The 20,220-nt window shown below is 42.6% G+C and carries 22 protein-coding genes, 1 pseudogene and 1 other annotated feature; of the genes and pseudogenes, 15 read left to right on the top strand and 8 right to left on the bottom strand.

Features of this window, described 5'->3' with window-relative positions:
- Positions 1-344 precede the first annotated feature (344 nt).
- The 4 genes from YK48G_RS03030 (at position 345) to brnQ (ending at position 6,383) form a co-directional block, all read left to right on the top strand.
- Complete coding sequence (locus YK48G_RS03030) at positions 345-1,349, top strand: ketopantoate reductase family protein (RefSeq protein WP_203629241.1); 1,005 nt, start codon at positions 345-347, stop codon at positions 1,347-1,349.
- 861 nt (positions 1,350-2,210) lie between these two features.
- Entirely contained in the window at positions 2,211-2,843 is a 633-nt protein-coding gene (locus YK48G_RS03035) for a helix-turn-helix domain-containing protein (protein WP_203629242.1), read from the top strand.
- 306 nt (positions 2,844-3,149) lie between these two features.
- Positions 3,150-4,469: an MFS transporter gene (locus YK48G_RS03040; protein WP_203629438.1), complete on the top strand. Its 1,320-nt coding sequence runs from the start codon at positions 3,150-3,152 to the stop codon at positions 4,467-4,469.
- 173 nt (positions 4,470-4,642) lie between these two features.
- Positions 4,643-4,904 (top strand) — a binding site (T-box leader).
- Positions 4,905-4,994: 90 nt separating this feature from the next.
- A complete protein-coding gene (gene brnQ / locus YK48G_RS03045) occupies positions 4,995-6,383 on the top strand; it encodes a branched-chain amino acid transport system II carrier protein (protein WP_203629243.1) in 1,389 nt (462 codons plus the stop codon).
- 199 nt (positions 6,384-6,582) lie between these two features.
- Here brnQ and YK48G_RS03050 read toward each other — a convergent pair whose 3' ends face one another.
- The 3 genes from YK48G_RS03050 to YK48G_RS03060 form a co-directional block, all read right to left on the bottom strand.
- Complete coding sequence (locus YK48G_RS03050; RefSeq protein ID WP_203629244.1) at positions 6,583-6,807, bottom strand: helix-turn-helix domain-containing protein; 225 nt, start codon at positions 6,805-6,807, stop codon at positions 6,583-6,585.
- Positions 6,808-6,821: 14 nt separating this feature from the next.
- Positions 6,822-7,343 (bottom strand): hypothetical protein, encoded by a 522-nt coding sequence (locus YK48G_RS03055; protein ID WP_232365260.1) that lies wholly within the window; start codon positions 7,341-7,343, stop codon positions 6,822-6,824.
- 214 nt (positions 7,344-7,557) lie between these two features.
- Positions 7,558-8,433, bottom strand: coding sequence for an Rgg/GadR/MutR family transcriptional regulator (locus YK48G_RS03060; protein ID WP_203629245.1), 876 nt, complete (start codon positions 8,431-8,433; stop codon positions 7,558-7,560).
- Between the two features lie 502 nt (positions 8,434-8,935).
- Between YK48G_RS03060 and YK48G_RS03065 the strand changes: the two genes are divergently transcribed.
- Together YK48G_RS03065 and YK48G_RS03070 are read left to right on the top strand one after the other, a co-directional pair.
- Positions 8,936-9,439 carry a flavodoxin family protein gene (locus YK48G_RS03065; RefSeq protein WP_203629246.1) on the top strand — a complete coding sequence of 168 codons (504 nt, stop codon included), beginning with the start codon at positions 8,936-8,938 and terminating at the stop codon, positions 9,437-9,439.
- A gap of 14 nt (positions 9,440-9,453) precedes the next feature.
- Entirely contained in the window at positions 9,454-10,413 is a 960-nt protein-coding gene (locus YK48G_RS03070) for an alcohol dehydrogenase catalytic domain-containing protein (RefSeq protein WP_203629247.1), read from the top strand.
- A 149-nt stretch (positions 10,414-10,562) separates the two neighbouring features.
- On the opposite strand, the gene YK48G_RS03075 is transcribed toward YK48G_RS03070, so the two are convergent.
- Positions 10,563-11,135, bottom strand: coding sequence for a helix-turn-helix transcriptional regulator (locus YK48G_RS03075; protein WP_203629248.1), 573 nt, complete (start codon positions 11,133-11,135; stop codon positions 10,563-10,565).
- A gap of 287 nt (positions 11,136-11,422) precedes the next feature.
- Between YK48G_RS03075 and YK48G_RS03080 the strand changes: the two genes are divergently transcribed.
- Positions 11,423-12,013, top strand: a complete 591-nt coding sequence (locus YK48G_RS03080) for a helix-turn-helix domain-containing protein (protein ID WP_203629249.1) — start codon at positions 11,423-11,425, stop codon at positions 12,011-12,013.
- Positions 12,014-12,119: 106 nt separating this feature from the next.
- Here YK48G_RS03080 and YK48G_RS03085 read toward each other — a convergent pair whose 3' ends face one another.
- The gene (locus YK48G_RS03085) at positions 12,120-13,016 is read right to left on the bottom strand and encodes a 3-hydroxyacyl-CoA dehydrogenase (RefSeq protein WP_203629250.1); all 897 of its coding nucleotides are present in this window, start codon (positions 13,014-13,016) and stop codon (positions 12,120-12,122) included.
- A 237-nt stretch (positions 13,017-13,253) separates the two neighbouring features.
- Between YK48G_RS03085 and YK48G_RS03090 the strand changes: the two genes are divergently transcribed.
- From YK48G_RS03090 to YK48G_RS03105, 4 genes are all read left to right on the top strand, one after another.
- The gene (locus YK48G_RS03090) at positions 13,254-13,592 is read left to right on the top strand and encodes a helix-turn-helix domain-containing protein (protein WP_203629440.1); all 339 of its coding nucleotides are present in this window, start codon (positions 13,254-13,256) and stop codon (positions 13,590-13,592) included.
- 82 nt (positions 13,593-13,674) lie between these two features.
- Complete coding sequence (locus YK48G_RS03095) at positions 13,675-14,574, top strand: ABC transporter ATP-binding protein (protein WP_203629441.1); 900 nt, start codon at positions 13,675-13,677, stop codon at positions 14,572-14,574.
- 2 nt (positions 14,575-14,576) lie between these two features.
- Positions 14,577-15,362, top strand: coding sequence for an ABC transporter permease (locus tag YK48G_RS03100; RefSeq protein WP_203629251.1), 786 nt, complete (start codon positions 14,577-14,579; stop codon positions 15,360-15,362).
- A gap of 82 nt (positions 15,363-15,444) precedes the next feature.
- Positions 15,445-16,062, top strand: coding sequence for a hypothetical protein (locus YK48G_RS03105; protein ID WP_203629252.1), 618 nt, complete (start codon positions 15,445-15,447; stop codon positions 16,060-16,062).
- 213 nt (positions 16,063-16,275) lie between these two features.
- Here the strand turns inward: YK48G_RS03105 and YK48G_RS03110 are convergent, their stop codons facing one another.
- Positions 16,276-16,482, bottom strand: coding sequence for a hypothetical protein (locus YK48G_RS03110; protein WP_203629253.1), 207 nt, complete (start codon positions 16,480-16,482; stop codon positions 16,276-16,278).
- A gap of 227 nt (positions 16,483-16,709) precedes the next feature.
- Between YK48G_RS03110 and YK48G_RS03115 the strand changes: the two genes are divergently transcribed.
- From YK48G_RS03115 to YK48G_RS03125, 3 genes are read left to right on the top strand one after another with little or no spacing between them, the layout of a single operon-like run.
- Positions 16,710-17,096 carry a GntR family transcriptional regulator gene (locus tag YK48G_RS03115; protein WP_203629254.1) on the top strand — a complete coding sequence of 129 codons (387 nt, stop codon included), beginning with the start codon at positions 16,710-16,712 and terminating at the stop codon, positions 17,094-17,096.
- Positions 17,080-17,793: an ABC transporter ATP-binding protein gene (locus tag YK48G_RS03120; protein ID WP_203629255.1), complete on the top strand. Its 714-nt coding sequence runs from the start codon at positions 17,080-17,082 to the stop codon at positions 17,791-17,793. Before YK48G_RS03115 ends, YK48G_RS03120 begins: the two co-directional genes overlap by 17 nt.
- Complete coding sequence (locus YK48G_RS03125) at positions 17,786-18,586, top strand: ABC transporter permease (RefSeq protein WP_203629256.1); 801 nt, start codon at positions 17,786-17,788, stop codon at positions 18,584-18,586. The genes YK48G_RS03120 and YK48G_RS03125 overlap by 8 nt, the downstream gene beginning before the upstream one ends.
- Positions 18,587-18,769: 183 nt before the next feature.
- Here the strand turns inward: YK48G_RS03125 and YK48G_RS03130 are convergent, their stop codons facing one another.
- On the bottom strand, positions 18,770-19,054 hold the full coding sequence (locus YK48G_RS03130; RefSeq protein ID WP_203629257.1) for a helix-turn-helix transcriptional regulator: 285 nt from the start codon (positions 19,052-19,054) through the stop codon (positions 18,770-18,772).
- Positions 19,041-19,367, bottom strand: a pseudogene (locus YK48G_RS13640) (type II toxin-antitoxin system RelE/ParE family toxin). The gene YK48G_RS03130 and the pseudogene YK48G_RS13640 overlap by 14 nt, the downstream one beginning before the upstream one ends.
- Before the next feature lie 238 nt (positions 19,368-19,605).
- Between YK48G_RS13640 and YK48G_RS03135 the strand changes: the two are divergent.
- A complete protein-coding gene (locus YK48G_RS03135; RefSeq protein ID WP_232365262.1) occupies positions 19,606-20,214 on the top strand; it encodes a helix-turn-helix domain-containing protein in 609 nt (202 codons plus the stop codon).
- Positions 20,215-20,220 lie beyond the last annotated feature (6 nt).

A 20,220-nucleotide genomic window follows, 5' to 3' on the forward strand; every position in this document is an offset into this window, starting at 1 on the left:
GGAGTCGCGTTGTAGCCCTACTAAGAGAGTACCGGTTCGGTGGGAAGGTATTAGGACTACAAAGGCAAAAGGCTGAAGCAGGTAGGTTCACTTTTCGAGGTGAAATGGTAGCACCCATTAACGTGCAGCCCCTAAGAATGATGCTTGTGGGCTTTGAGGGATTACTTAAAAGAGCAATCCGAATAAAGGTGGTACCGCGTTGAACTTAACGTCCTTTGGTTTTTATAACCAAAGGGCGTTTTTTTAGTTGGATTTAAACGTGAACGGAGCAAAGCGAACAGAAGCCGTCGACAAGTTTCTGTTTTGCGGAGCATCCCAATTAATCATAAAAAGGAGTGGTCATTATGAAGTACGGCATTATTGGCGCAGGCGCAATGGGAGTTAGGTATGGAGTGATGTTACAAGAAAATGCCGGAGTCGACGTTGACTTCGTAGAGACCTGGGAACCCAATATTAATAAGATTCGTGAACAAGGCGGTGTGTCGGTTGCCCGTGATCATCAAAATCGCCGGGTTGTGCCCATCAATATTTATCGGCCAGAAGAATACCAGGGTCACCCAGACGTTTGGATTGTCTTTAAGAAGCAAATGCAGTTAGCCGACGAATTAGACCGCGACGAATCTGCCAGGATTTTTCATGATGATCAGTATGTCTTTTCAGCTATGAACGGCATGGGGCACTTTGAAAAGATCGCCAAGTATTTCCCTAAAGACCACATTATTTGTGGAACGGCGATGATTGCAACCCGAATGGACGGACCGGCCGACGTTGACTTCATGGGGGCCGAGGGTGACGAAGTGATGCACATGGCCCGCTATACCAATGAACGGCCGGATGCCACTACCCAAGCTGTCTTTGATGACTTTACCAAAGCAAAGTTAGGACCGGTCTTTGCCGATGATTGGAAAGGCATGTGCATGTCCAAGGTGGTCTTTAACGCCGTTACCAACACACTATGTACGATGTTTGAGATGCAGATGGGCCAATTTATCGAGTACCCAGGTGTTCGTGAGATGTCGCGGCAATTATTCGATGAAGCTTACGACGCTTGTGAACGGGCCGGGATTTACTTAATTCCAACCCGCCAAGAGCAAGTTGATTCCGTTATCACCGTCAGCAAGGAATACAAATATCATTACCCATCTATGTATCAGGACTTCTCAAAGGGCCGGCCAACCGAAGTTGACTACATTAATGGCTATATTGCCAAAATTGGCCGTGAACACGATTATATTTGTCGAACCCATGAATTTGTGGTTCATGAAGTCCACATGGCAGAAATGATGCGGAAGTATCATCAACCGCAGGAGAATGTGGCTGATACCAATGCGGAGAAGGTTCGCGTTTAAGTAAAATTTGTCGTTAAGAAAGTTGAATGAGTAACCAAATAAAGAACAGATAAGGGGATGGTACCCGCATTCTTAGTTAACTTGTTTTTATACATCTACTTTCACATAAGCAACATAATCCGGGATGTGCCCGGGCACATATTAATCACCCATTGAACGACTAGCATCATCATATTGGCTTAATAGTGATTGGAACTCGTTATTTCAAGTCTATTAAACCGAAGAGCGTAGGGCTTGCATTGTTAATGTAAACCGCTGCGTTCTTTTTAGTTGTGAGCTATTCTGTTATGATTTTTATCAGTAATATAGTTATGTTAGCTGAGTTAAGTGAGGGTGACGGGTGCTTTGATGGACGACATAATTGAATTTATCATTACGTTTTTTTCTGACGACATAACCGGATTTTGGTCGAACAAAGAAAGGTCGAAATTGCTTCGGTTCACAACGCTATTACCAGTTTATTGTCTGGGGGTATTGTTTGCTTGGATAACTGCGGTACTTTTATCTGTGCGAGCATGGTGGCTACTAGCGTTTTCACTATTTTTTGCGGGGTGTTTCTTTTATTTGGCGCTTAAGTACACTTTTCGGGTGTTTAAAAAGTGAAGAGAAGGGGTTAAGAGAGTGAATAAAAAACTTTTGAGGAAGTTTATTGATCTAAATGATACTCATATTTTTTAAGAAGATCTGCAAACTTGTTAACTGTCGGGTCATTGTCGTATAGCTGTCGTGTTGCTATTTTGCAAAATGTGCTATCTTTTAGATGAATCATAAGTGCACAAGTGATTTAAATTCATTTGAAGGGAGCATTCGAAACGGCAACCAATTAAGCCAGCTGACAGACCGCTTCGAAGAAAATTAACTATGACTAAAACAAGAATTGCAAGTTTACGAAAACAGCGTGGTTGGACTCAAGAGCATTTAGCCGAGGAAAGTCAAGTTAATACGCGGACTATTCAGCGATTGGAGGCGGGAGAAGACGCCAGCTTAGAGACCTTGAATCTAATTGCTAATGCATTAAACGTTCAAATCAATGATCTATTTGAGACATTACCAGACTCAGATAAAGGTCAAGAAATTATGGCGTTTGATAAAAATAAGGCAGAGCAAACGCGCAAATGGGAAGCAACGCGAAAACTCTATCGTACCTGTATTGTCATTGGCTTTATCATTTTAATGCTACTGTTGGCAACGGCACTTTCCTCAACGGGTAATGACATGATATTAGATATTGGTGGGATTGTTTGGTTAATTATATGGCCAATTGGATTTGGCATTATTAAGCTCATTGAAGTCAATTGGTTAGAACCGCAACTTTCCCAGAAATACCCGTTAGCTGAAAACTTGAACTTGGCCTATGTACAGCAGAAAAAAGGTAGTCCTGTTACGGCGACCAAGAAGCACACTGTGATATGGGTTATCGGTGGCGTCATTTTAGGAATTTTGATTGTCTGGGCAGTTTTCAATCTTGTTTTGTTTAAAAGATTCGGGATTTGAGTGATGAAGGTTATTCATATGTTAGTTGGTAGGTAACCATATTAATGGTGATGTTTCAGAAGAAATTTGATAGTGTGTCCAGTTAGGAACCAATTGATTTGGCTTTTAGCTGGATTTTATTAATTGATAGTTATTTTTTCTATGTGTACTAAAATTTCATTGCAATCCCCCCCGGGGTCAATGGTAGGATATATAAGTATCAATTTATTCAAATCTTAGGGGGAAAACGCATTGGATTCTACCGCAACTGTCAATCAAGATCAGGCACGAAAGCATCCATTTTTAGCAATCACGATTGTGGCGCTGATGACCTTCATGGGCGTCCTAACGGAAACCTCAATGAACGTGACGTTTCCAACGCTGATGAAGCAATTTAATATTTCCCTGGCAACCGTGCAGTGGGTCACGACCGGTTATTTATTAATGGTGGCGCTGTTAACGATTACGTCTGCATTTTTAAAACGGCGGTTTACCAATAAACAGCTTTTTGTTTCGGCAGCTTGTTTATTTATTGCCGGTGATGTCATGTGTGGTTTAGCGACAACTTACTGGGTCTTGCTAGTTGGCCGAATCATTCAAGCCGGTTGTGTTGGACTCTCTGGGCCGCTGATGAACAATATCATTTTAGACGTGGTACCGCCGCATAAACTTGGGACTTACATGGGGATGGCAAACTTGATTGTCCTTGTCGCCCCAGCACTTGGCCCCACGTTTGGCGGAGCAGTGGTTGCCTTTGCCAGCTGGCGGATGATCTTTTGGATCACGGTGCCGCTTACGTTGATTCTATTGGTCTTAGGGATGTTGATTATCAAACAGTACGCTCCAACCCAGCACTATGAATTTGACTGGCTGCGGTTTGGCCTGCTGGCGGTTGGCCTTGTCAGCCTCCTAATGGGCTTTAATGTGATGGGCCAACCACACAGCTGGGGTAAATTCGTGGCGTACCTAGTCTTGAGTATTGCGATGTTTAGCTTGTTTGGCTGGCGTTCTAAATACAGCCACAAGGCGCTGTTTAAGTTGGCGGTTTTTAAACGGCCCGCATTTTTATTTAGTTTTCTACCATACATTCTCCTGCAGTATTCAAACATTGGGATTAATTTCATGCTGCCGAGTTACGTGCAAATGGTCAACGGGGCCAGCTCATTTATTGGTGGGTTAATTTTGCTGCCGGGAAGTGTGTTGAATGGTCTGGGACAGCCAATCTATGGTTGGATGCTGGATCACTTGGGCGGCAAGATCCCACTATACCTTGGCAACACGTTATTTTTAATCCCACTGATTTTATTTACGATATTTGGGCAACACATTAGTATTTTGAATATTGTCATTTTATATACAATCTTTGCTGCTGGGCGCTCGATGGCCTTTGGTAACAGTATGGCGTATGGGCTAAAGAAGTTAGGCAAAACGGAACGCAACGATGCTAACGCCATTTATGGAACGGGGAATATGGTCGCTGGATCGTTGGGAACAACCATTATTGCAACACTGATGACGTCACTTACCTTACCTCACTTTTCGGTGGCTCAAAATGTTGCTGCTGGCAGTCAGTTAGCTTTTGGAATGCTGGGGTTAATTGGCATTCTCAACTTTTGGTTATTCAAAAAATTATTTCAAAATTCATAAACAATCGCAAACTTCAAGTGAAAACTTGAACCCGCGATACCATGGCGTCCTTGCTAGATCGGGATTATGAATGAAAACTTCATCTAGGAGAGGACTTTTCACATTATTTAAGAAAAGTGCTTGACATTCTCAGATTGACCCGCTAGAATTCAAAGCAATGACAACGAGATATGCAAAAAACGATGCGTAGAAGAGTAGTTTTCATGAAGACTTGAAGAGAGCCTCAATTTGGTGTGATGGGGCAGTTAACATGTTAACGAAAGTAGTCTACAAGTTGTAACGATGATTTTCAATGTAGTCGTTACTGGGAATGCGCCCATTACCGCAATGGAGTATCACTTAGGCTAAGCCGGCTTGGCCTAGGTCGTACTTTTCGAGCTAATTATTGTGAGATAATTAGGAATAAAGGTGGTAACACGTGCAAACGTCCTTAGCTGTTGTAACTAACAGCTAAGGACGTTTTTTCGTTGTCAATCAAATATCAAAGTCATTCAAATCACTGATTCATGTAGGAGGAAATGCGATATGGATAAAAAAATTTATCTCACGCGTAAACAATATATTATTACCGCCTCGCTATTATTCGGGATGTTCTTCGGGGCCGGGAACTTGATTTTTCCAATTCACTTAGGGCAAATGGCCGGCCAAAACTGGTTGCCTGCCGCAATTGGCTTCTTAGTGTCTGCAATTTGTTTGCCATTACTATCAATTTTGTCAATTAGCATGACCGAAAGTAGCAGTATGTATGATTTGGCGTTACCGTCCGGTAAACTGTTCGCCCTAGCATTCTTAATCCTGACCCATGCTTCTCTAGGACTGTTGATTGCTTCTCCACGGACGGCGACCGTTACCTTTTCAATGGGAATTCAGCCCTTCATTCCTAAGTCTTGGACACAAATGAGTCTGTTGATTTTCTCACTGCTCTTCTTCGGGGCGACGCTGTTACTGGCTTATAACCAGAACAACATTACCAGAAACGTTGGGAAAATTTTAAACCCAATTTTGGTTTTACTCCTCGCCTTTTTGTTCTTCGTTGCGTTCTTCTTAAAGGGTGCCGACATGCGCAGTATGTCATTTCTACCCGCAGCTGGCAAAGGGACTGGCTCATTAATTAATGGGTTTCTGCAAGGCTATAACACGATGGATGCCCTCGCCGGCTTAGGATTCGGGGTTACTGTCGTTACGGCACTTAAATTATTTGGCCAAAAGGATAATCGCCAGCGTTCCAAATCAGTTGCCTGGATTGGCGCGCTGACCATGGGATTTGAAGCTTTGATTTACATCTTCCTAATTGCGTTAGGTGCATCAAGCTTGGGCTACACCAAGTTAAGTGCCAATGGAGGAACGGCCTTTACAACCATTATGCAACATTATACCGGCATGGCCGGGGCTTCGATCTTGGCTGCCTTAACGCTAATTGCCTGCTTAACCACGTCGATTGGCTTGATTACATCGCTTTCCCAAGACTGGGGTCGACGGTTCCCAAAGATCGGCTACCACCGCTTCTTGATCTTTGCGACCTTGGTATCGTTCTCCATCGCTAACTTTGGTTTGGATCAAATTATTTTGTACTCATCACCATTACTAAGCTTCCTTTACCCACTGGCCATTGCCCTGATCATCTTAGGCATTATGCGTCCATTGATTGGCCGTCGGCAGATGATCTACAAAACGACCATTGCGTTCACGATGATTCCGGCCATTTTGGATTTGATCCACAACTTACCACCTATTTTTGCCAACACGGCTCTGATTTCAGCTATCAATACTTGGGCTGGCAACCACATCCCATTGTATAGCATTGGCTTGGACTTCTTCCCGTTCATGTTAATTGGGTTGCTAGGGAGTTGGGCAATTTCTAAGTTCACCAAGGAATCTCTGCCGGAATCTGAGAGTTCGACTAATAACAATTAGAGCGGCAAGGGTAACTTAATATAAGCGTTTGTTTGACATAAAGTTCCTTAATAACGGCTGAATAGCCACACATAGAAAATAAAAAGACTAATGGAGTCTGACAGAAGCATTCTGTGGTAACTTCATTGGTCTTTTTTTAACCCTTCTAAACGTTAGAAGTGGTTTTCTTTTTCAAGGTGATTTCCTCGATTATATGATTTTAGAATTCGTCGGCATGATCCGAATCATCCACATACTCTAAAATATCGCCAGGCTGGCATTTCAATACTTTACAAATCCGTGAGAGGGTCGCAAAGCGGATGCCCTTTGCCTTACCGGTTTTTAGGATCGACAGGTTAGCCGGGGTAATGCCGATTTCTGCTGCCAGCATTTTAGAAGTAATGTGCCGATCTAGGAGAACCTTATCAATGTTGACTTTAATCACAATTGCGCGCCCTCCTAAACAATTTTGTTGGAATCGTCTTGGAGCTGGATGCCATATTTAAACATGATGTAGATGGCGTAAACTGCGAACCACATTAACAGGCTGATAGCGCCACTGGAGTCCCCCAAGCTGATATTAAGATCGAAGAGTGAACCAAATAGGCTTAAAACAATGATGGCGCCATAGCCCCAAAGAATGCACCGAATGTAGTTGAGGGTGCTCGTCTCAAAGAAGATGTTATTCCTGACATTTTGAATGAGTTTAGATACTGCCCAGGCAATGACAACGAGCATGGCAAGCAAGAATAGAATTAAAAGAATTGCCAGCCAAAATCCCCAAGGGTTGTTAAGATTGCCTATGCCAGTCGGCGAGTCTTTAAGAATACTGATTCTGGCTGAAGGGTTGACTAAAAAAACAATCCCGGCAATTAAAAAGATAACCGTTAAGGTACAGAAACCAACGACTAGTGATGCTAGAATGATGACGCTAATGACGTAAATGATGGTTAAGAATGAATTGGCGCGTTTATTTGTCACAAAGTTCACTTTCCTTTCGGTATTATTGTATCGCGGAAATAAATTATTACAATACAATAATTAATTATTCTTTTACAGAAAGTTAGATCAAAAAATCCCCAACTAGGTTTAAAAATTAGTTGGGGGTGAATTATTGAATTAGGATGAGGATTTGTTGGGGGAGTAACTACATGCTTCATTCGTTTCTCCTTAAAGTTCTCAGGTTTAAAATCCGTTAGTTTGCGGTTTTTGAATTGCGTTTCAAAAACAAATGCCAATAACGTTGATATAATGCCAGCAAATCAGGAGCCGCTAGCGTTTTAAACACACGAAGGGTTTCCGCCACTAATTGTTGGCCTTGTTGGTGATTTCCTTGAAGATAAGTTTGCAGTCCTTTTAGAAAGTGGAGTTCGCTTTTTTCGTATAAGTACTGCTGATTATGGATGCTTTTGTAAGCTAAAGCAATGAGTTGAGATAGTCGTGGTTCTTCGCCTGCTAAAGCCATTAATAAGGCGGCCCGTAGAATAATGTACAAGAAATCTGCTTGGTGGTTCCAGTTGACGTCAACGGTTTCCGAACCATTTTTGACCATTTGATTTGTGAGAATGAAAATCTGATCATTCGAGAAGCTGGATAGGGTTGCCATGAATAATCTGAGCTCATAATGGGTCCAGGATTCGATTGTAAACAAATAATCATAGACAAATTGGCGTTGTTTCGCCGTTAGCGACTGGCTGGAATCAGCAAAGCGGGCTTTAATTTTGAGGTAATCCAAATAATCGTGCGGGTCACTTGTTGATTTGTATTGATGAAGGGCCGCGGCCAAATTTGCTGAAGTTTGCGATCGTTCCACTTGATTCAAGTAATCTTTGGTTTCCTCGTAATGGAATTTAGGGAGGTGGCCATGGTGGCGATTATCCAAATAAATGAATTCCTCAACCGAGACATTAATGTTAGCCAGCAACGCAATCAATTTATGAAATGAAATATTGGAATGTCCGTGTTCAAACCGGGATAGAAATGAATTAGAAACGACATCAGCAGCGGCAGTTGACAGACTAATGCCCTTTCTTGTCCTTAGGTAATTAAACGTGTGGCCATAACTGTTCATTGGTGCCTCCTGTGAACTATATGCAACTTTTGATTTTGATTATAGCTGAAATGCTATACTAATGCCATGTTTAGGACAGTTCTGCCAGGAAGAAACTGGCGGGGTTCACTTTGTGAGGACAGCTGCGCCAAGCAGGGATCTGCGCGTAAGCACCTTTACGAAAAATCCCAAGCCCGGGGATTTCTCGCAAAGGTGCCTTACGCTCCGATCCCTAAGCGCTTTGCTCCGCTCACTATTAGGACAGCTATGCCAGGCAGAAACCTCCGGATAAGCACCTCTGACAAAAATTCCAAGCCCGGGAATTCCTGCCAGAGGAGACTTATCCTCCGGTTTCTAAGCGCTTTGCTCCGCTCACTTTTTTAGGACAGCTGCGCAAAGCAGAAACTTCCGCATAAAACATCTTGGCCAAAAATCCAAGCCCGGGATTTCCGGCCAAGATGCCTTATGCTCCAGTTTCTAAGCGCTTTGCTCCGCTCACTTTTTTTAGGAGGCAAAAAGGAAAATGCAAATTGTCGCAATTAACGGTAGTACCCGGGCCCCCAATAATTCTGGGGTCATGGTTCACGCCTTACTAAGGGGCCTTTCCTATAAGCAAATCCAGTTAGCGGATTATCAAGTTAATGAGATTATTGACCAACGACACGAAAAAGGGCCTTGGCAATCAGCCAACGATGATTATCCCCAGTTGATTGGGCAATTAACGGCGGCTGACTGGCTTATTTTTGCCACCCCGGTTTATTGGTACGGGGTTTCTGGCTTATTAAAGACGTTCATGGATCGCTGGTCGGAAAGTTTGGCGACTGATGAAGCTTTCAAATCAAAGCTGGCGGCTAAGCGAGTTATTTTACTAATTGCTGGAAGTGATGAACCAAAAAGAAAAGCCAAGCCAATTATCTCAGAGTTCAACTATGTTTGTGACTTTTTAGACTGGCAGTTAGTTGCCAAGGATACCGGAGCGGTGACCAGACTTGGTGAGTTAAATCAGCGGCTACAAACGCTCAACTAAAATGAGGTGATAGTTTGAAAGCTTTATATTTTAACGAATTTGGCGATAGTTCGGTTTTACAGTATGGCGAGGTTGCCGATCCGCAAATTTCCAATGATGACTTATTGGTTAAAACAACCTATATTGGCTTAAACTTCGCTGATATTTATCGCCGACGCGGCAATTATCAGATCAAAGAGCATCACCCGTATATCAATGGTTACGAAGCCGCAGGCGTTGTGGTGAAAGTTGGGGCCCAAACTAGCGGCTGGCAAATTGGCGATCAGGTCTTATTTGTCGACGTTCCTTTAGCAAACGCTGAATTGGTTGCTGTGCCAAGTCAAAATGCCATCAAGCTGCCCCGTGATATTCCTGTTAAGCTCGCGGCAACAATCGGTCTGCAAGGCTTAACGGCAGATTTTTTGGCGCATGATTTGATAAGTGGGAAAAAAGGCGACAAGGCTTTTATTCATGGTATCAGCGGTGGTGTTGACCAGCTATTGTCCCAGATATTAACGGCGGATGGTTTCAAAGTTTTCGGCTCCGTTTCAACCAGTGATAAACAAAAAATTGCGATCAACCAAGGCGCCAGTGCAGTTTATTTAAGAAAGCCGGGTTGGTATGAAGGCTTGACGTCAACGTTTGATGTTGTGTTTGATGGGGTTGGCAGTACGGTGCCGTTAAGCTTGAAGTTGGCTAAACGGAAAGGAAAGTTGGTTTTCTATGGCATGGCGGGTGGTAATCCGCCCAAGATTGACTTACGGGATGTGTTGGGAAAATCGCAAGTAATTACGACGGGCGATCTCTGGGATTATTTAACAAGTGCAGAGGAGCGGCAACGGCGAAGTGCCCGATTGTTTGACTATGTTAATCGGGGATTGTTGACAGTCACAGAACCGATAATTTTCCCTTTGTCCCATGGGAAAGAAGCCTATGACTATCTTGAGTCCGGCGAGAGTATTGGGAAGATTCTCTTCGTGCCGGATGGCAATTAAGCTATTTATTTAGGTAAAAACGTCTTTTCGTAGGATCTATTAATCCTGATACAAATAAAGCTGAAGCCGATAGCTTTGCGTGGCTACCCTCCCAAAACAATGAAGAGTCACTCCAGGCAATAATAAAGCCTATAAAAAATGCTTTCCAGTCAGGCCGGCGTTAAAATCGTCAAGATATAGAACCCCAAGAGAACGAGCTCTAATACCAGCCAAAGCAAAAATCCTAGTGGGTGGTTGGGGTTGATCGTAATCCCAAGTCCCATTGATTTTGGCACAAACAGATCCGTTACGTCTCCTTGATAAAGTGATTTGAGCTTTAGATAACTTACTGGCATTAAAAGGAGAACAAAAGTCATCACCCAAATGCCGATAAACTTACTCTCTTGGGCAGTTGTGGCAAACGGCGTAAATAAAACTGGCAGCAAAGTCAACCCCAGTAAGATTAGCATTGCCCGGTTTAACCATTTGCCATCCTTTTTCTGATTAATCAATTGATAATCCTTTTTAACTTGGTTCATGTAACGCTCGTCGCCTTTGAGCATGTAGTCGAGAGAAAGTTTGTAAAGTTTACTAATCGCGACTAGGGTTGGAATATCTGGGTAACTTTTGCCGGTCTCCCAGTTAGAAACGGTTTGGCGGCGAACGTGGAGCTGGCTGGCAACGTTACTTTGAGTCAGTCCCAATTCGGTTCTTCGTTGTTTTAGAATGTTAGCTAGCATCATATCGGCCCTTTCAGTGGCGCATTAATTAAAAATAGTATGACGTAGAACGGGTTGCTAGACAAGCAATTATTCATTGCTGAGCTAAACGGGTTACCGCTAACTCGCAAACTCCTCGATTGCAGTTTGCGTTTCTGAATTATCATTTGGGCCGGCGGGCGCTTAAGTTAGGCTTGCGGTTGTTATTCATGTCTAAGTGAGTTGACATGGCGCTTTTTTGCTTCAATATCAACTGGTTTGGCGGAAATAATTTTCTCACTCGTGTATGATGCTAGTAAGGAGTTGAGGAAATGGTCATCGGAAATAAAATCAAAACTTATCGACAAGTTCGTGGGTTTTCTCAAGAAGAATTAGCAAAGAAAGTTTATGTTTCAAGACAAACCGTTTCCAATTGGGAGACCAACAAACGCTATCCCGATATTCAAAATATTTTATTACTTAGCGTCCTTTTTGATGTTTCTGTCGATGAACTGGTTAAAGGGGATTTGGAAGCTATGAAGGAAAAACTGTCTAATAGAAAAGTAAACGCGGCAATGTCCGTGTATACCTATATGATGCTGATTGCGACGCTGTTGGGGGCAATTTCAATGGGATTGGTCGTTTATTTTGAAAACGAACCGATCGTTATTTTGATTCCGATTATTTGTTTTTCGGTTATGTTTTTCAGTTCAATTAAGATCGAGCGATTAAAGAATCGCCAGGATCTCAAAACCTTTGCAGAAATTATGGCCTTTACGGAAGGAAAGGACGTTGAGGCCCAACGAAAGAAACGGAATCGATCACACGATGCAATGGAAAAAGCCATGATTGTTGGTGGCTTTGCAGGAATCGTCTTGGTGATGACGCTCATATCCGTTTTGGTGTTTGCAGTCCTTAAATAAATCGCTCTTTAGTTTGTGATTATACAAAATGCCCTAATGGGTTTGCTTAATTGCAAACGCGATTAGGGCATTTTGATGATTCAAGGTCGTTTCTAATCGAGGATAACTAAATACTCAAGAAGTCCTTTTGCTTAAATTCAGGATTTGGATAGTGGTAGAAGCCTTCTCCAGATTCCATCCCCAGCTTGCCTTCGTCGAGTAACTTCTTTAGCGCATCTGCCAGTGGCTGGGTGTTGGCTTCTGGATGGGCTTGGGCTTCTGCTAAGGTGATGTTGTAAGCCGTTCGGATGCCGACAACGTCCAAAATTGCAAATGGCCCCATCGGTGCACCGGTTGCTGCCATCCATGTTCGATCAATCATTTGCGGATCGGCAACGCCCTTAACCCAGAGGTCTTCACCAGCGCTTAGCAGCGGAATCAGCAGTGAGTTTAGAATGTAGCCAGGCTGTTCTTTCTTTAATTGAATTGGAATCATGCCAATGTTGCGAGCAAAGTCAACAATTTCTTGGTAAATGGCGGGATCAGTTTTTGGTGAACCCATAATTTCGGCGGTATTGTTCAGCCAAACTTGGTTGGCAAAGTGCATGTTTAAGAACTGGGCTGGCCGGCCGGTGTCTTCCATGAACATACTTGGAACTAACGTGGACGAGTTACTAGTGAAAATCGCTTCTTTAGGCGCGAACTTAGCAATCTTTTGGTAGAAGTCCTTCTTGATGTCGGGACGTTCTGGAATCGCCTCAATTACTAAGTCAGCATTAGCCACGGCTTTTTCCAAGTCCCAACTATAACTGATATTGGCAAGGCCTTGTTCGAATTCAGCATCGGTGGCGGCAATATCATTTTTATACGCGTGCCGCAGCCCCTTGATTCGTTCTTTGGCGGTATTAATCGCGTCTTCGTTAATATCATACACAGTAACACTAAAGCCTTTAAAGGCGGCTTGAAAAGCAATTTGGCTACCTAAGACCCCACTACCTGCAACGGTTACGTTTTTTATTGTCATTGTGTCTCCCCCTTAGAATATTGAAAACGGTTACGTATATATACATACTCATTATAAAATAGGTGTCGTTAAAAGCAATTAAAGTGAATGTTAATAATAGTGGTTGACTGAGATAAGCGGGATTAAGTGGAATCGTGGTGCGCAACTGCTGGTTGCATCCCCACGCACTAATGATTCGCGTGCATTTTCAAAGCAGTTAAGTAATAATAAACTTTAGAGATCAAGGAGATGATTATGGTGATTTTAGGACAGCGAATCAAAGAAGAACGTGAAAAAAATGATTGGACTCAAGATCAGTTGGCAGAAACCCTGCATGTGAGTCGCCAAGCAGTTTCAAAATGGGAAAACGGGACGGCTTATCCTGACATTGATCGGTTGATTCAACTGAGTGATTTGTTCAATATCACGTTGGACAGTTTGATTAAGGGCGACCAAGACTTACAGCGAAAGATTGTCATTGGCAGTGACAATCATTCCCAGACAAATCTCTGGGACTTTATGAACGCCAAGGGCTGGGTGATGCTGTTTTTGATTGTATGTGTGATTTGTTGGGCGTTTGTTAAGATTAACCCCTAATTAGTATAGCTCATTTTGAATTCTTGTGAAAATGGTTACATAACGGTAAATGCCAAAGGAGATCTTTATCTTGAATCAGCCAATATTAGCAGTTCACCAATTGAATAAATCATTTGGTGCAAAACAGGTATTACATGATATCTCATTTGCTTGTCAACGTGGTCACGTCATTGGTTTGGTTGGTGCCAATGGTGCTGGGAAAACCACCCTCATGAAGGCAATTCTAGGTCTGACAACCGCAACTGGGCAAATAAGTATCGATGGGCAATCCACTTCGTTTGACCACCACGAAGTGTTACATGAAGTCGGCGCGTTGATTGAGTATCCTAGTATTTATCCCTTTATGAGTGGCCGGGATCATTTAAAGTTATTTGCTAAGGGGCCTCGACGTCATCAGCGCATTGAGCAAACGATCGCTGAGTTGCACTTGGCTAAGTACATTGATCGGCCAGCGAAGGGATATTCGCTGGGGATGAAACAGAAGTTGGGGATTGCCTTAGCGATCCTCAATGACCCTAAGTTGGTTATCTTAGATGAGCCAATGAACGGGTTAGATCCTCAAGCCAATAAAGAGTTACGGGAGCTGATTATCAGCAAGCGCCAAGCTGGAACAACGTTTTTAATTTCGAGTCATATCCTTGGTGAGCTGCAACGAATTGCTGATGATTTGTTGATCATTGACCATGGCAAAATTGTCAAACAAACCACGATGGCCGATTTATTGGCGGCCAGCTCCCATCAATTGATTCTTTCAACCAGTAACGATGTAAAGGCCCGCAAAGTCTTAACGAAAGCCGGCTATCAGCTAACCGAAGATCCCAAGCCCACCATTCAAGTTGGGGCTGAAACCAAACTGGAACCCATTTTGGATGTCCTCAGCCAGCAACAAGTTACTGTCTTGGATGTCCAACATCACGACGCCGATTTGGAAGATTCAGTTTTGAAGCTGTTGGATCACAATCAACTTCAAAAGGAGGGATAGATTTGAGAACGTTATTATGGCAGGAAGCCTTTAAATTGTTGAAGAAAAAGAGTACCTATTGGGTCACGATCTTTCTGATTATTAGCGGCCTGGGGCAGGCGTTTTTAGAAAAGTTGTATCCTCACAATAAGGTTCTAACCGCACCAATGGCCTTTTCTTCCAGCTTTGGGGCGACTACTTGGTTAATCTTCATCATGATTGCGGCTTGTGCAACCGTCCTATCAATGGAATTTCAGTATGGCACCGTTAAGGAAATCATTTATCAACAATATTCCCGGAGTACTATTTTAATTAGTAAGTGGCTGGTGATGTTGGGTTATTCGATCTATCTGTATGTTATGACCGGTGCGGTGGCGCTTCTAGGAAAAGTACTATTCGTGAACGACCAGTTTTCGCTGACCGCGATTGATCCCTATTCGAATCACTTAACGTTTTTGCAACAATGGTTGGCATCGATGAGTAGTAGTTTTATGACGCTCTGGTTAGTTTTAAGTGTTGTTTTCTTATTTGCAACGCTGTTTAGATCAGCAACAATGGCTGTAACAGCTGGGATTGTTGCCTTCTTTGCTTTTAATGCAGTCAGCGTCTTAATGTTCAAGTTAATCACGAAGTTTAACTGGGTTAAATGGAATCCATTTAACTTCTTGAATTTCTCTAACCAAATCACTGATCCTGCTAGGCACACCTTAACGCAACTATCAGATACTCAATTATTGATTGGCAGTTTGGGCTACACGGCACTTTTCCTGGCAATTGGGTTGTTTTCGTTTCGAAAGCAGAGTGTGTAGTTAATCATCCTATTAAAGGAGCCAATTAGTTGCTTTTACCCTTTATTCGGCTTATATTGACTCCCAATAAGGGGTGATAATCATGTTTAACTGGGAAACGTTTGAGCCTGCCGAATACAGTCGCGATGAGAAGCTAAGCTTTGTGGATTTGACTAAGCGCAGCTACGTGACCGCTGAGGGGGATGCCAATGACCATTCCGCAGATCCTAACTTTTTAAGGTTAGCTACTGCTGCCGCCCAGATTGCTAAGACGATTAGCGGTGGACCCGCCAATGGGATTCCCGTTTCTGGATTTAAGGATTACGTGCCGTATCCAGTTCAAGCAGTTTGGACCGCTCAAGGGAACAATGAACATTTTAAAATTTGGATTAAACAGCCATTATTTATTGATGAGGCTGATTTTGCCGCCGCGATGACCCAAACTGATTTTGATCACTTTGATGAAGATGAAATCCACTTTGAACATTTAGCGGAAGGCATCGAGATCCAAACGGTTAACCGGGGACCATTAACGGCGGACGCACCGGCATTGCAGACACTGACTGAAGCAATTAAGGTAAATGGCTACAAGCGACTGCACGATGACCAGCACCGCGAAGTGTATATCGACGGGTTGCCGCTGGATGAGGATAAAGTCGTGTTGGTTAGGCTGACAATTGATCCGAATGGTCAAGAGTTGCCGGGATTGGTTCATAACTAAAGTGAGCGGAGCAAAACGGTTAGAGACTGGAGCCTAAGGGACTTTCGACTGAAACCTTGGGCTTGGGTTTTTGTCGGAAGTCCCTTAGGTGCAAGTCTCTGTTTTGCGGAGCTGTCCTAATCTGTGTTGCCAAGAACAAATGCAAAAGAAGGTACTATTCAAAAAGGCTCATACGACCTATAAAAAAATAGGTCGTATGGGCCTTTTTGACTGCTAACGAAGCCGATGCTTGATTATCCAAAACGGCGTAGCGATTAACACACCACCCACTAACGGGATGAGCGTGTAAACAATGGCGGCTAGACTATTTTGGCCTTCGTAAAGAACAAAATAAATGATTGCTAATAATGAAACGATCAAGCCGCAAATGGGAACTGTGAGGGTGGCATCATTGAGTAATCTTTTTTTATAATCATTCATTGTGAGCATCTCCCCATGAACCTAATCCATTTAGAAATAAAGCCTAGTCTTTAACAATTTCAGAATAGCACCAATTTCATTCAGTAGCCAGTTGACTAGCTCATTAATTTTAGGAATTCAAAGTCCCCAGTAAGCCCCAAATAATAATTATTTCAGCTATAATTCGCATTTTTAAATCAACTGTGTTATTGTGTATTAGTAAGATATAACACTAGGGAGGTGGCACAATGAAATTCGATGATAAGATTCCCATTTATTATCAAATCAAGAACTACATTTATCGCCAGATTATTACAGGCAAATTAGTTCCTGGCGAAAAGATTCCGGCGGTGCGGCAGTTAGCTGTTGACCTGACCGTTAATGTGAATACGGTCCAGCGGGCGTTAGGTGAATTAATTTCAGAAGGAATTCTTGAATCACGACGGGGGTTGGGAAATTTTGTGACGGAAGATCAGGCCATCATTGATCAAATGAAGCATCGATTAATTATTCAACAGCTTCACGAGATGTATATGAATTTGCATAATTTAAACGTAACTGATGACGAAATCGTTCAGTATTTGCGCCAATATATTGAGGATCGGAGGAAACATCAAGATGAACAATACAGTTGAAATCGAGGGCTTGAGTTATAACAAGAACTACAAGCACATTTTAGAAAACGTTAATTTGAAGATTGAAGCCGGCAAAACGGTCGGCTTGCTGGGAGAGAACGGGGCTGGTAAAACGACGTTGATGCGATTGATTGCCGGCCTAGCTAAAGGCGCCAAGGGATCCATTATGGTAGCTGGCAAGCAAGCCGTTGCCGATAAAAAAGCTAACGTGAGCTTTAGTGAACAGCTGGATGGCTTTAGTTCTAGCACTAGAATTGAAAAGATCATCAGCTTTTACGAGGACGTGTACCCAGATTTCTCGACCGAACGTTATAACCAGATTGCCGGTTTCTTGCAAATCGATGAGGGACAGCGGCTGTCGGAGCTTTCTAAAGGGATGAAGGAAAAACTCGTGATTGGCCTGACACTCTCTCGCGATACCAAGGTTTATTTGTTAGATGAGCCGTTCGGTGGTATTGACAGTATGAGCCGCAAAAAAATCATTCAAAGCATCATTCAGTGGAAAGCTCCAGACGCGATTATTTTGGTTTCCGATCACTATGTTTCTGAAATTGCCAGCATCTTAGATGAAGTTGTGATTATTAAGGATAAGACGATTTATACCAAAAAGAGCACTGAAGAGATTCGCTCTCAGTACGCGGAAGGCATTGAACAGTACTATGAAAGCATATATGAAGGGAATGACATGAATGACTAGTTTTTCGAGCATTACCAAAGCACTATCGCGACCAAAGCTTTCGATTATTAATCGAATTGTGATCGTTGACGCACTTGCAATTATTATTACGATTTTGTTCCAAGTATATAAGGGAACTCTTAGTGGCATGGACCCAGTAGCGATTACATTAACCTATTCCATTTTTGCCTATTTAGTAGCTTTTGTGCTCCTAGCCAGAAACGTCGAACATACGTACACTAGCAGCTCGTATCGATTAATCCCTGCGAGTGATACCAAGCTATATTCGGCAAGTTTATTGTCAGCGTTAGTGGCCATGGTGTACATGGGATTGGCTCAAGTTGGCTTGGCCTTGATTACCTCTGCGCTGGATTTTCCAGAAATTGCTGGCGCAGCTCGGCAAATGTTTTCGGACATTTACCAGAGTTCTGATAAAACTAGCTTTGGCCTGAATATCTTTGTCATCATTACTGGATCCATCTTATTGCTGATTGCGTTAGCCCTATTCTGTTGGGCAACAATTAGCTTGATTCATCTGATTGGTAATGCGCTAACGAATTTTTTGCCGGATTCAAGGCAAAAGTTCTTCCGGTTTGTCCTTTACGTAGTCGTGATCGTGGTATTCCTATACGTCTTTACGTATGTCGTTGGAATGGTAAATGGCATCCTTCATAATTTCAAAGGGGTTTTGGATTATTCATCCAACGCCTATCTTCAAATCTACTTTGGCAGTATTTACCTATTTGCATTCGCATTGGTTGAATCGATGGGGAATGTGTATTTGCTGAAGAACTGGGTGGAAACTGAAAACTAGTGAATCGATTGAAGGGTATTTGCAATTATATGGGGAATTTCCTCTTTCAATCGTTTAAATTAAAAACGATCATTCAAAGGGGATGCGTGATTTCCCTTTGAATGATCGCTTTTTGGAGGGAGGCTGACTTTCCGTTCTATGGCTAAAAGTGATGAGCACTAAAATCGAATAAGTGCAAACTAATCAGGTTATCGGCAGAAATTCAATGCTGATCTTGCAATGAGCTGCTTGGGCAATCTCACCCAAGAGTTTAGTTGAGGTGTTCATAGAGCCATTTTCAATCCGAGCAATTGTTGATTGTGGCTTGTGAACTAATGAAGCAAATTCTCTCTGCGACATATTTAGACTGTCACGCAAATCACGAACCTTAACGGCAACGTCTAGGTTAATATTATATTGTTCAGCTGAACGAGCAAATGCTGGATCTCGCTGGCTTCGTTTAGCAGCATAGTCATCAATTTTGCTCATGGTTATGGCTCCTTTCAAATTGTTCACGACGACGTTTACCTCGCTCAATTTCTCTCGTAGGAGTTTTCTTGGTAAATCCATGGGTAATCACATACCGATTTGATTCCCAATGAAAGTAAACAGCGGATATTAGAGGATTGTTTGGAGCGAATTTCAAATCGATTAATTCCTATCTTTTTGACCCACTTTTGTCGTTGGGCAATTCTTAATCCATTAATTTCGATGTTATGGATAGTTGCATACAATTTAGCAGTAGCTTTAGATTGTAATTGATCCAGAAAAGCTTCAAACTCACCCAATTATAATATTCAATTCCAACTTTTTCATATCGTAATGATGGCGTACTCGCTATCAAAATGCAAGAAAATTGAATCAAGTGTCGTATGGATTTGTTCTAACTTATATAAGCGTTGTAAGCTATAAGTTCCCAGTTTTCAAATATAAGGTTTCCGATTAATCAGAAAACCATCTATAAACGTTGATAGATCAGTAATGCTCTAAAGGAAAGCTTGATAGATTAAATTTCAAGACATATGTTTAGGGGGATCAAGATGAACGACAGTCATTTTGTTCAAAAGCTTAAGAAAACAAGAAGTGATTTGGGGATTACCCAGCAACAATTAGCTGACCAGCTTCACGTTTCCAGAAAGACGGTATCTGGCTGGGAGACCGGCCGTAATCGGCCAGACATTGATATGCTTAGGCGAATGGCCGCGATCTATCATATCTCGCTAGATGAGTTGGTATCTGATGCGAAGGTGCCTGAACATCAAATAATCACCAAAAGGGCCTCAAGCTCATCAGTTAATCGGATAACGAGCACTTTACTTAATATTATTTTGGCCATTCTTTTAATTGAGCGGTTCACCCAAGACACAACCCATTATAATGTTTTCATTTTGATTGACTGGGTATTTGTCTTTGGTGTGATATTGAGACTGGCCGGCAGTCGGTGGGGGCTGAAAGTGATTCACTCTGTCCATTCACCGGTGTTTTTAATTGGTTATTCGCTGTTTATTGCGGTGCTGCTTTATAGTGCGCTTACCAACTTATTTACGATGGGGTTTGTGTTTCAGTTTGTACTCCTAGTCGTCGGCTTGGTGGGGGTCATCAATTTATTGATTATCGGTCGGGACGTCATCAGCCGGCATAAATTGTAAGGATCG

The sequence above is a fragment of the Lentilactobacillus fungorum genome (genome assembly GCF_016860605.1).
In the GTDB taxonomy this organism is placed as follows: Bacteria; Bacillota; Bacilli; order Lactobacillales; family Lactobacillaceae; genus Lentilactobacillus; species Lentilactobacillus fungorum.